We start from the raw sequence: 10,762 nt of genomic DNA on the forward strand, positions 1-10,762 counted from the left end.
AAGGGGGCGCGACAGCGGGGTACGTTTCTTTGCCTTCTTTCTTGTCGTACAACAAGAAAGAAGGTCGCCCGCCGGGGGCGAGTCCCCGGCCAATGTGACGTAAGAGAACGGAAAGCCGTCCGTAAGGACTCAAGCCCTACCAGCCGGAGCGAAAACGCTTTCCACACTTAACGCGAACAGAGCCAATTCATTCGACCTCGGACTCGGTTCAAAGGCAGGCCGATGAATGAGCGCGCGGAGGTCGAGTGAATTCGACCCCACAAGAGCCGCCGCGCCGACTGTCAGACCACGTCAACCTGAGGAAAGCAGGTTCATTCCCTCGCCCTCAGATCAGGCCCATGCGCAGCGCCAGGCGTGTGAGCTCGATATCACTGCGCACCCCGAGCTTGCTCTTGATCTGGTAGTGGCAGTTCTGCACCGTCTTGGCGGAGATGGACAGGCGCGTGCCGATCTCGTCGGCACTGCAGCCGTCCAGCAGCAGACGCAGGATCTCGAACTCCCGCGGGGCCAGTTCGGCCAGTCGCTCCCGCGGGCGGTCGATGAGGGCCAGGGCCAGCTCCGGGGCGATGTCCGGGCTGATCACCTGGCGCCGTGCCGCCACCTGGTACACCGCGTTCACCAGCACTTCCGGCGGACTGCTCTTGGTGACGTAGCCGAGAGCGCCGGCACGCAGGGCCTGGGTGGCGAACAGGGGCTCCCGGTGCATGGTGAAGACCAGGATGCGCGCCCCCGCATCCCGCTGCAGCAGGCGCCGGATCAGCTCCACGCCCCCCATGTCGGGCAGCCCCAGGTCAAGCACCAGCACATCCGGCGCCAGCGCCTTGTACTGGTCGAGGGCGTCCCGGGCGGTGGCGGCCTCGCCGACGATGAGCAGATCCGGGCGGGATTCGAGCAGACGCCGGTAGCCCTCCCGCACGATGGCGTGGTCGTCCACCAGCACCAGACGGCTTCCTTCACTCATCGTTCATCTCCACGGCTCGCACGGCCTCGGCCGGAAAATCTGCCGCCACACGCATGCCACGGGGAAGCAGGGGCACCAGCGCAAAACGCCCTCCAAGCGCCTCGACCCGTTCATGCATGCCGAGCACCCCCAGGCCACTTCCCGCCGTCGGCCCTTCGCGGCCGGCCCCGTCGTCATCGACCTGCAGGCGGCAGCCCGCCGCGTCGGCACGCACATCCACCACCACCCGCCGAGGGTGGCCGTGACGCAGGGCGTTGGTCAGGCTCTCCTGGACGATGCGGTAGAGGCCGGTACGCAAGGCGTCAGGCAAGGCATCGATGTCCCCGTCGACCTCCAGCTCAAAGCGGCATTCCGGCTGCCGGCGCCGCCACCCGCCCACCAGCTCGCCGAGGGCCGCCTGCAGGCCGAACTCCTCCAGGCCCACCGGCCGCAGCTGGAGCAGGATGCCCTGCAGACTCTCCATCATGTGCGCCGTCACCGCCGCCACAGCGCGGGCAGCCGGCAGCAGCTCCGGATCACGCATCTCGGCGCGGCCCCGGATGAAAGCAGCCTCCGCACCAATGGAGGCCAGGCACTGGCCGAACTCGTCGTGCAGTTCCCGCGCGAGGCGACGCCGCTCTTCCTCGCGCACCGCCAGCAGGCGCAGGGCCAGGTGGCGCTGGGCGGCCAGGGTCTTCTGCAGTTGCTCGGCCAGGTGGTCAAAGCCGGCAGCAATGCGGCGCAGCTCGATCAGCCGGGGGCGCGGCATGCGCGCCGTCAGCTCGCCGGCCTCCATGCGCCCCAGCACGGCCAGGATCTGGTCGGTCGGGCGCAGGGCGCGGCGCACCGGCCGGTAGATCAACAGGTTGAGCAGCAGGATGCCCAGGGTCATGCCCAACACGGTCTGGATCTGCTTCCATACGGCCAGGCTTTCGCTGTTCAGGTCCGGCGTCACCACGAACTCGCCCACCTTCACCCCCGGGTACTGGCCGATCACGCCCCGGTAATGCAGCTCCGGTCCGATCAAACCGGCAAGCACCCAGCGCACCGCGGCCGGTGCCTCGCCCCCGGCGTGGAAGCAGCGCTGTATCACCGGACGCTTATAGATGTCGTCAACCGCCACGCAGATGCCCAGCAAAGGGCCAATACCGTCCAGGGAAGCCAGTGCCATCCCGTCCAGGCTGCGCCGGAAAGCGTCCCGGGTCTGGTCCACCTCACCGGCGATCAGACGCTCGACGGTATTGCCGGTACGCTGGATGTGCGTACCGATACGCTCCACCGCCTGTTGCAGGACCACCGCGCCGGCCGCCACGCCGATGGCCAGGGCAAACAGGCTCACCCGCAGCAGCAGGTGACGCTTCAGGTCGACGGCAGCGGCATCGCGCCCCCTCCTCATGTGCTCATTCATGCTTCCCCCGAAGCCCGCGGAACCATACCATACTGAATTAGTCGGATTTTCCGGATGGCGCCTGACGCGCCTCGGGGCGCAGCTTAGCCGATCCCCGGCAGGCAATTTGCCCGACCCACTCCAAAACCAGACCGGCCCAACGATCATGCACAGCCTCGAATCCCTGCCCTTCGACAACGCCTTTGCGCGCCTGCCCTCCACCTTCTACACGCGCCTGGCCCCCGAGCCCCTGCCCCGCCCCTACCTGGTCGCGGCCAGCGCCGAGGTGGCCGGGCTGATCGGGCTGGACCCGGCCGAACTGGCCCGCCCCGAGTTCCCCCAGATATTTGCCGGCAACCAGTTGCTGCCGGGCAGCGAGCCGCTGGCCGCGGTCTATTCCGGCCACCAGTTCGGCGTGTGGGCAGGGCAGCTCGGTGACGGGCGCGCCCACCTGCTCGGCGAGATCACGGGGCCCGGCAGCGGCTGGGAGATCCAGCTCAAGGGCGCCGGTCAGACGCCCTATTCGCGCTTCGCCGATGGGCGTGCCGTGCTGCGCTCGAGCATCCGAGAATACCTCTGCTCGGAGGCCATGGCAGCCCTCGGCATCCCCACCACCCGGGCCCTGTGCGTGGTCGGTTCGAGCGCCCCGGTGCGCCGCGAAACCATTGAAACTGCCGCCGTCGTCACCCGCCTGGCCCCCAGCTTCATCCGCTTCGGCTCCTTCGAGCACTGGCGGGTCCTGCGCCAGATGGACGCCCTGCGCCAGCTCGCCGACCACGTGATAGAGCGCTTCCGCCCCGAATGCCGCGAGGCCGCCAACCCCTACGAGGCACTGCTGCGCGACGTGGGCCGGCGCACCGGCGAGCTCATCGCCCACTGGCAGGCCGTCGGCTTCATGCATGGCGTGATGAACACCGACAACATGTCCATCCTCGGCCTGACCCTCGACTACGGCCCCTTCGGCTTCATGGACGCCTTCGACGCCAACCACATCTGCAACCACTCGGACGACCACGGCCGCTACAGCTACAAGTCACAGCCGCAGATCGGCCACTGGAACCTGTACGCCCTGGGCCGCGCCCTGGCCCCCCTGACCGGCGATCAGAATGCCGTCCAGGCGGCCATCGAGGAGAGTTACGCCCCGGCCTTCGAGGGCCACTTCATGAACCTGATGCGCGCCAAACTCGGCCTCGCCCAGGCCCTGCCCGGCGACGAGGACTTCATCGGCGAGACCTTCGGCCTGCTCCAGGACCACCACCCGGACTACACCCAGTTCTTCCGCCAGCTCGGCTGCCTCCCGGCACGGGTGGCCGATGCCGGGCGCGATGCCGCCGACGCGCCCGTACGCGACCTCTTCATCGACCGCGCCGCCGCCGACACCTGGCTTGCCCTGTGGCGCGCCCGCCTGGGAGCGGAAGCCCGCCCCGACCCTGAACGCCAGGCCGCCATGCAGGCCGTGAATCCGAAATACGTACTGCGCAACTGGATCGCCGAGTCCGCCATCCGGGCGGCGCGCAGTGGCGACTACAGCGAAGTGGAAGCCGTCCACGCCTGCCTGTCCCGTCCGTTTGACGACCAGCCCGAGCACGAACGTTTCGCCGCACCGCCCCCCGACTGGGCAGAAGGGCTGGCGGTGAGTTGTTCAAGCTGAGGGCGGATCTTCTTCACGTCAAAAGCCAGCAAGACGAAGGTCAGCACCGGGCTGACCGCCCGAAGCCAACACCTAGGCGAAGACGAAGCCGCCGTGGCTGCCCACCACAGCCCCCACCAGCACCACCAGGCTCACGCCCAGCAACACCCCGTGAAGGCGCTGGATGGTGGCCATGGCGCCCAGTGGATCGCGCCTGGCCCGCGCCTCGAACACGCGGTGCAGCACGAAAGGCTCCAGCACGAAGAGCATCAGCGCAAACACCGTCCATACCGCCACCATGCCGTGCATCCACCACCAGTTTGCCGGATCGGCAAAGCGCGCCCAGGCATCCAGACGCCAGATCAGCCACAGGCCCGACCCACCCGCCAGCAGCACACTCCAGCGGGCGATGGCGGCGAAGCGCTGCTCGAGGCGCTCGAAAAGATCGAGCTGAGCCTGACCATCCGCCAGCGCTCGGCAGGCCGGCAGCAGCACCCAGGTCACAAAGGCCACGCCACCAATCCAGATCAGTACGGTGAGGACATGCAGGGCACGGGCGATGGCAAAGTCGTTGAAGCCGCTCACGGGATCTTCCTTTCCGGTTTTGGCGCACTGAAGGCCGCCTCGTTGTGGCGCGCCGCCTCGCCGCTCACCCACTGGAGCAGGGGCCCTTCCGGGTTATCCCGCTGAGTGGTCTCGCAGGCGCTGACGCACTGGGCGCACTGGGTGCAGGTGAACATGGCGCGCTTGATGTTGCGGGGCTTGAGGCGCATCGGGCAGACGTGGTCGCAAGCACTGTAGCAACTGGCACAGTCGGCCGCCCGGTCGCGGGTGAAGCCCACCACCATCGCCGAGCGGTTGCCCATCCAGGCCAGGCTCTGGAACAAGCCGACAGCACAGGCGTAACGGCAGAACAGGTGACGCGCGAACAGGAACTCGGCCGACAGCACCAGCGTCCCCGCCGTGATGAAGATGAACTCGTTGCGGGTGGGCGCCCCGGCCAACAGATGACCATAGACCTGGAAGGGCGGCAGCAGGTAGGTCAGCAGCACCACGGCCCATACAAAGGCAAAGCCCACGGCCAGGGGCACGGTGACCAGCCACCATGCCCGGTCGTAGCGCACCGGCGTCCCGTCGGGCTCGCGGGGCGGCAGCGGACGTGACTCCCACAGGCTCGGCCGGCCGGTGGCACGGCGCATGTACGCATTGATGGTTTCGACCACCGAGAAATGCGGGCACAGCCAGCCACAGTAGAGCCGCCCCCAGCGCCAAGCCACCCAGATCAGCAGCGCACCCACCCCCAGGATGGGCAACAGGACCCGGCCGATCACCCGCGCCACGACACCCGGGGCATCGATTGCCCCGCGGGTGAAATCCTCCAGGCCCGCATGCCACTCAAAGCCCAGAATCCAGGCGTGACCAGCTACCAGGTCGAAGCGCAGCAGGTCGAACACCGGCGCCAGGACGAAAAGCACGAAGAAGCCCGCCTGCGCCCAACGACGCAGGGACTGGCGCGGCTGCCCCGGAGCCGCCACCGGCACGATGGGAATGACGCGTGTCCGTCCCATCATCGCGGCCCGATCAGCGGAAAGCGGAAGGGCTTGCCGGCCAGCGCCCGGGCCAGGCCGATGGCGCCGCAGAAGATCAGCGTGGCATGACAGGTGGTGAAATACAGGATCACCACGACCCAGGTGGAGGCCGCTCCATAGCCACCGGCGGCGATGATCGCCCCGTTGGCCAGGATCAGCAGCACGCCGGCCCACAGGCTCGCGGCAACGGTCTGGCGCAGGTGACCGCGGGCCAGCGCCGGGGCGCTCCGGCGCTGCAGCCACCACAGCACCAGCAGGGCAGCAAAGCCCAGGCCGGGGATGAGCATCAGGTTGGCGAGGTACAGGGCCTCGGCGGCAACGGCAATCTCGCGGCCGGGGATGTCCGGATCGGGGTCGGTATTTTCCATGGGAGCGTCGAGCTTAGCCCTGCCGCCCGGGAAGTGACTTGACCCGGGACAAGCCCCCCGAGTTGCCGCCTCAGATCACCTCAAGCAGCTTGCTGCGCAGTTGCTCCGCCTCCCGGCGACCGTCCCGGGAGGCCACGATGGCGTGATACCACTCGTCGAAAAGGGCCCGCAGATCTGCCGGGCTGCGCGCCGCCTCGACCCTGTCCTGCAGGGAACTGGTCCCCAGGGCACCCACAAAGGCATTCAGGGTGTTGAGCATGAAGTTGCGCGCCTTCTGCAAGCGCACCGGATCGTCACCCGGGGGGTGCAGGCGGAAGGCGGTCAGGGAGGCCGTAGCCAGAACGGCACCTGCAAGCCCGCCCGACCCGCCGGCGGGGCTGGTCATCTCGATGAAACCGTCCTCTTCGAGCAGGCCCAGGGTGTGCTGCAGGTCGTCGTACTGCAGCATGCCGCGCAACTCTTCCACGCCGCGCTTCCCGTCCACGAAGATCAGCACCCGACGCACCCGGGGGCTCAGGGCGCCGGAACGGGTTTCAATCTCCTCGTGCCCCTTGCGGGTCTTGGCAAAAATGACACCCATGATCTCTCCTCTGCTCGAGCCGGCCTTTCATCGCTGCGTCCGGTCGTCCGATGGCGCCCATTGTAACGACACTGGAATGCTGCGGGCGATTGCCAACGGTCCGTTCAAGCCCGCCAGACTGTGTGGTGCTTCAGTTGTCTGGCGTAGCCGCAACCCGTAGGCAGGAATCACGACATCCGCGCACGGGGGCCGGCAGAGAGATCATTGCGAAACCGGGCGTCAGTGCTCGGCAGCCAGCTGGACGGCCAGCCGCCGGGCCTGGGCGAGGCGTGACGCACCGCCCTCAAGGCCGTCGATGAACCGTCGCGGAATACCCGCCAGCCCGACCTGAGCGCCTGCCAGGGCACCGGTAAGGATGGCCCGGGCCTGGTTCTGTCCGCCGCCGTTCACCGCGTGCAGCACGGCCGACTCGAAATCATCGGAAAAACGAGCAGCCAGGTAGTAGGCCGCCGGAAACTGGTGATACACCGCGCAGGGCATGCCATACACCAGCGACACCTTCCACGCCGGCTCGATACGGATATCCGGGTCGTGGGCAGCGGCGGCCATCGCCGAGGGCCCCAGCAGCGCGTCCGGAGAGGGAAAGCGCCCCGCCACCGCGGCTTCGGGCTCGCCGGGCCGGGGCGCGCCCAGACGACCTCGGGTCACCGCATGGAAGGGCAACTCCCCCGTCTTGACCCGGGCCATCAGCTTGCCCGACAGCGCAGCATCGAGCGCATGCCCCTCCACCAGCATGCCCAGCACGGCGCCAAAGGCCACGGTCATGGCCACCACTGTGCCGTCAGTTTGGGTGAGCAGGGTGTTGCGGGTCAGGGCTGCGGCCAGCTCGGCAGGCCGCAGGGCATAGCGCACGGCAATGGCCAGCCCCCTTTCGGCGGCCTCTGTGGTGTCGGCATTGCCGCCACACTGCCCCCAGGGCAAACCTTCGCCCACCCGGCGGCGCCAGGCTTCGCGGATTGACTGGCTGGTGTAGCCCCCGGGCCCCGCCATCGGTGTACCGTCGATCTGCAGAAAGAAATCCTCGTCCATCCGGCGGCAGAAATCCGCCTCGTCGTAGGCCCCCCGGGCCACCAGGGAATTGAGCGTCAGGGCCAGCAGGACGCCGGCCTGAGAAGCCTGGCCCGCCTTCAGGCCGGCGTGATAGCGCCCGGGGCGTGGGTCGGTGTAGCCGGAGATCCAGTCGCCGTAATCGGCGCGGAGTTCATCCAGGTCGTAGTACCAGTGGGGGCCGAGCGCCAGGGCGTCGCCGATGAAGGCCCCCATCAGGGCTCCCGCGGCGCGATCCTGCAGGGATTGGGTAGGCATGGCGGGCTCCTCATCAGCACAAAACCGTCAGACGGCTTTGTCCGGCGCCCGTTCCATCACTGCGGCAAAGAACTGCCAGGCCAGGCGCAGGGCATCGGGCCCCTCCGGATCAGAGAAGGCCTGCCCGGCCGCCCCGCCGCTCCAGGCATGGCCCAGTCCATGCACACGCAGCAGGCGAACATAGGGCTGACGCCCCACTTTCCAGTCCTGCCGGGTGACGCGACGCCGGCTGCCGCGGCGGATCTCGCCGCTGGCCACGCTCATCTTCGTGCCCTCGGGCAACAGATCGGCCCACAGCCCGGCCGAAGTCTCGGCGTTGGCATACGACACCACGGGGTCGAAATCCCCATGGATCAACAACAAGGGCGGTGCGGCACGCCCGTTCAGGGCACGGACGATGGGCTCGGCATCCGGGGAACGCCGGCCGCGCATGGTCTGCCCCGCCTGCAAAGGGGTGACCGCGCTGTGGGGTGCGGCACCCGAGTGACTGCCCACAGCAACGAAACGCTCCGGATGCTCAAGGCCGAGGGTCAGGGCCATCGAGCCCCCGGCCGACAGGCCGATGGCGAAGAGCGGCCCGCCGATCCGCGGGTGGGCGCTCACCGCATGATTAACGATGGCCATCAGGATGCGGGTCTCCATACCGACCCGGGCATCGCTGCCGAACCAGTTCCAGCAGCGCTGGGGGTTGGCTTCCTGGGCCTGCTCGGGCATCAGCACGGCGAAACCCCGCTCCCGGGCTACGGCGGCGCAGCGAGTGGACGCCGCGAAGGCCGCCGTATCCTGGGCGCAGCCATGCAGCAGCAACAGCAAGGGAATCGGGCGACGGGTAGTTGCCCCGGCGGGGATGAAAAGCCGGTAGCGACGCATGGCCAGCGGGCCCAGCCCCCAGCGCCCTTCGTGCCAGCGCCCCCCGGTTACCGAGGCCGGCGCATCGGCGGGGGTCGCAATGCCCGACATCACATGGCGGGCCGAACTGGCGATGCGCCCGCCAGCCGCAATGCCCTGACGGGTGGCGGCCTTGCCGATCTTTGTCGACTGGCGCACACCAGCGCGGGTCAGCTTGAAGAGGGCGGAGACGAGGGGTGACTTGCGACGGGCCATGCGTGACTCCTCAGAAATGCAAAAAGGCCCCGAAGGGCCTTTTTGCTTCAATCCCGAAGGATTGATTGAAACATCAGGCAACCTTGAGGGCGCTGGCAGCGGCCTTGGTGCCCTTTTCAACGTTCTCGACGGCAACCAGGGTGGCCTTCTCGACGCTGGCCTGGGCGGCAGCGGCGACTTGCTTGGCGGCCTTCTGGGCACCTTCGTAAGCCGAGCTGGCGTTGGCCAGAGCGGTCTTCACAGCCTTGATGGCGGGCTCGGAGCCGGCCGGGGCGTTCTTGAAGAGGTTTTCCAGGGCGCTATCCACATTCTTGGACAGAGCAGCGGCTTCGGCTTCGACCAGCTTGGTCAGCTCTTCCTGGGTGTCGCCACCGATGTCGGACAGGCTGCGGCCGTAGGCCACGGACTTCTCAACGGCGGGGGACATGGCGCTCAGGTTCAGGGCGGCCAGAGCCTTCGGGTCCTTGGCGGCGATCACAGCCTTGGAGAAGGCAACGCTGTCGTCAAAGGCGCCACGGGCGGTTGCCAGGTTCAGGCTGGAAACGCGCTCGACAGCGGTGAAGAGGGTGGTGATGAAGCTGGTGGCGGTCTTCAGACCGGCTTCAGCATTGGCCTTGGAGGCGGCGACGATGGTTTCGGGGGTAACGGACATGGTGATCTCCTGAGATAGGTTGGCGATTCGGTATGGCTCTATGTTGCACCGCAACAAAAACAATTGCAAGCGCTTTTTGTGCAGTGCAACAAAATAGTTTCACATACTGCCAAAACCCATTCCGGGCACGCCGCCACGCCAGAAAAATCAGTCAGCCAGCAGGTCGTCGCGCTGCTGGCGCAAGCCCTCCGGCATGGTCAGCGTTGCGATATCCCAGCCCTCGGCGATGAGGACGTCGCTCAGGCATTGCTCCATCTCCGCATGCGTCCGCTGCACAGATTCCATGATGCGGGCGTGCACACCGAAATCCTCGCTGCGCGTGATGGAACAACTGTACTGGTAACGGTACAGCTCGCGCAGGCTGAAAATGTGCTGGGCCACCTGGGCCGGGCAGACACACTGGAAGATCATGGCCTCCTCGATGATGCGGGCAAGTTGTGAGCTGTCGAAAACTGAGGGCATTTCCATGGGTTTACTCCTTCACGTCGAAGGCCTCGCCGGTGACGAAAAAATTGCCTCCGGCAATATAGTGAATGCTGCGCTGCGCGTCAGCCTGGAAATGCCAGTGACCATCGGAGAAAGCCGCCGGATCGGCCCAGGCCGCCACCACTTCGGCGAGAAACAGGTCATGGGTACGCTGGATGTGCGGTTCTTCGATAACCCGGCATTCGAGCCAGCCGACGCAGCCCGCCGGCAGGGGCGCCGCCACCTGGCTGGCGGGGTGCGCCTCCAGCCCGAGGGCGTCGAACTTGTCACCGTCCTTGCCCGATGAGGAGCCCGCCGCGAGCGTCTGTGCAGCCAGGCTGCGGGTTGGTACAGCCAGGACAAACTCGCCGGATGCTTCGATCAGCTCGCGGGTGAAGGTGGCCTTGTCGATCACCACGGCCACCTTGGGCGGGTCGAAATCGAGGGGCATGCTCCACGCGGCCGCCATCACATTGCGTCGCCCGGCATGGGCTGACGACACCAGCACGGTGGGGCCGTGGTTGAGGAGACGATAGGCTTTGGGAAGGGGGACGGGCTGAAGGGTCATTGCACGAAACGAGAAATCGATACAGCCCCCAAGTCTACCCCCTTAGCGCCATACCGTTCCACACAACCCCATTGACATGTTTTCCTGGCCGGTGCGAGGCCGGGAATAACCCTTCGCTATAGTCTGGTATACCTTGTGCTTACGCCATAGCCTTTCATCTACCATGGCATGGCA

Annotated in this window: 12 protein-coding genes; 1 reads left to right on the forward strand and 11 read right to left on the reverse strand. The window is 67.1% G+C overall.

The window, feature by feature from the left end; genetic code table 11:
* Positions 1-325: 325 nt before the first annotated feature.
* Both ACIQ09_RS20455 and ACIQ09_RS20460 read right to left on the reverse strand, forming a co-directional pair.
* Positions 326-961 carry a response regulator gene (locus ACIQ09_RS20455; RefSeq protein WP_398313982.1) on the reverse strand — a complete coding sequence of 212 codons (636 nt, stop codon included), beginning with the start codon at positions 959-961 and terminating at the stop codon, positions 326-328.
* Complete coding sequence (locus ACIQ09_RS20460; RefSeq protein WP_398313984.1) at positions 954-2,348, reverse strand: histidine kinase; 1,395 nt, start codon at positions 2,346-2,348, stop codon at positions 954-956. The genes ACIQ09_RS20455 and ACIQ09_RS20460 overlap by 8 nt, the downstream gene beginning before the upstream one ends.
* Positions 2,349-2,493: 145 nt before the next feature.
* On the opposite strand from ACIQ09_RS20460, the gene ACIQ09_RS20465 reads away from it, so the two are divergent.
* Positions 2,494-3,978, forward strand: a complete 1,485-nt coding sequence (locus ACIQ09_RS20465) for a YdiU family protein (protein ID WP_398313986.1) — start codon at positions 2,494-2,496, stop codon at positions 3,976-3,978.
* A gap of 72 nt (positions 3,979-4,050) precedes the next feature.
* On the opposite strand, the gene ACIQ09_RS20470 is transcribed toward ACIQ09_RS20465, so the two are convergent.
* The 9 genes from ACIQ09_RS20470 to ACIQ09_RS20510 all read right to left on the reverse strand — a co-directional run bounded on the left by ACIQ09_RS20470 (position 4,051) and on the right by ACIQ09_RS20510 (position 10,588).
* Entirely contained in the window at positions 4,051-4,542 is a 492-nt protein-coding gene (locus tag ACIQ09_RS20470; protein WP_398313988.1) for a hypothetical protein, read from the reverse strand.
* Entirely contained in the window at positions 4,539-5,528 is a 990-nt protein-coding gene (locus ACIQ09_RS20475; protein ID WP_398313990.1) for a 4Fe-4S binding protein, read from the reverse strand. The genes ACIQ09_RS20470 and ACIQ09_RS20475 overlap by 4 nt, the downstream gene beginning before the upstream one ends.
* Positions 5,525-5,914: a hypothetical protein gene (locus tag ACIQ09_RS20480; protein ID WP_398313992.1), complete on the reverse strand. Its 390-nt coding sequence runs from the start codon at positions 5,912-5,914 to the stop codon at positions 5,525-5,527. Before ACIQ09_RS20480 ends, ACIQ09_RS20475 begins: the two co-directional genes overlap by 4 nt.
* Positions 5,915-5,984: 70 nt before the next feature.
* The gene (locus ACIQ09_RS20485; RefSeq protein ID WP_398313994.1) at positions 5,985-6,494 is read right to left on the reverse strand and encodes a hypothetical protein; all 510 of its coding nucleotides are present in this window, start codon (positions 6,492-6,494) and stop codon (positions 5,985-5,987) included.
* A gap of 219 nt (positions 6,495-6,713) precedes the next feature.
* Positions 6,714-7,799 carry an ADP-ribosylglycohydrolase family protein gene (locus ACIQ09_RS20490; protein WP_398313996.1) on the reverse strand — a complete coding sequence of 362 codons (1,086 nt, stop codon included), beginning with the start codon at positions 7,797-7,799 and terminating at the stop codon, positions 6,714-6,716.
* Positions 7,800-7,826: 27 nt separating this feature from the next.
* On the reverse strand, positions 7,827-8,903 hold the full coding sequence (locus ACIQ09_RS20495) for an alpha/beta hydrolase family esterase (protein WP_398313998.1): 1,077 nt from the start codon (positions 8,901-8,903) through the stop codon (positions 7,827-7,829).
* A gap of 73 nt (positions 8,904-8,976) precedes the next feature.
* A complete protein-coding gene (locus ACIQ09_RS20500; RefSeq protein WP_398314000.1) occupies positions 8,977-9,555 on the reverse strand; it encodes a phasin family protein in 579 nt (192 codons plus the stop codon).
* 147 nt (positions 9,556-9,702) lie between these two features.
* Positions 9,703-10,023, reverse strand: coding sequence for a hypothetical protein (locus ACIQ09_RS20505; protein ID WP_398314002.1), 321 nt, complete (start codon positions 10,021-10,023; stop codon positions 9,703-9,705).
* A gap of 4 nt (positions 10,024-10,027) precedes the next feature.
* Positions 10,028-10,588, reverse strand: coding sequence for a flavin reductase family protein (locus ACIQ09_RS20510; protein WP_398314004.1), 561 nt, complete (start codon positions 10,586-10,588; stop codon positions 10,028-10,030).
* Positions 10,589-10,762 lie beyond the last annotated feature (174 nt).

The organism is Zoogloea sp. (assembly GCF_044344315.1).
Taxonomy (GTDB): domain Bacteria; phylum Pseudomonadota; class Gammaproteobacteria; order Burkholderiales; family Rhodocyclaceae; genus Zoogloea.

Coding starts and splice junctions, on each gene's coding strand:
- ACIQ09_RS20485 (WP_398313994.1), bottom strand. CDS start 6,494: ATGGGTGTCATTTTTGCCAAGACCCGCAAGGGGCACGAGGAGATTGAA.
- ACIQ09_RS20490 (WP_398313996.1), bottom strand. CDS start 7,799: ATGCCTACCCAATCCCTGCAGGATCGCGCCGCGGGAGCCCTGATGGGG.
- ACIQ09_RS20465 (WP_398313986.1), top strand. CDS start 2,494: ATGCACAGCCTCGAATCCCTGCCCTTCGACAACGCCTTTGCGCGCCTG.
- ACIQ09_RS20460 (WP_398313984.1), bottom strand. CDS start 2,348: ATGAATGAGCACATGAGGAGGGGGCGCGATGCCGCTGCCGTCGACCTG.
- ACIQ09_RS20510 (WP_398314004.1), bottom strand. CDS start 10,588: ATGACCCTTCAGCCCGTCCCCCTTCCCAAAGCCTATCGTCTCCTCAAC.
- ACIQ09_RS20480 (WP_398313992.1), bottom strand. CDS start 5,914: ATGGAAAATACCGACCCCGATCCGGACATCCCCGGCCGCGAGATTGCC.
- ACIQ09_RS20495 (WP_398313998.1), bottom strand. CDS start 8,903: ATGGCCCGTCGCAAGTCACCCCTCGTCTCCGCCCTCTTCAAGCTGACC.
- ACIQ09_RS20475 (WP_398313990.1), bottom strand. CDS start 5,528: ATGATGGGACGGACACGCGTCATTCCCATCGTGCCGGTGGCGGCTCCG.
- ACIQ09_RS20505 (WP_398314002.1), bottom strand. CDS start 10,023: ATGGAAATGCCCTCAGTTTTCGACAGCTCACAACTTGCCCGCATCATC.
- ACIQ09_RS20500 (WP_398314000.1), bottom strand. CDS start 9,555: ATGTCCGTTACCCCCGAAACCATCGTCGCCGCCTCCAAGGCCAATGCT.
- ACIQ09_RS20455 (WP_398313982.1), bottom strand. CDS start 961: ATGAGTGAAGGAAGCCGTCTGGTGCTGGTGGACGACCACGCCATCGTG.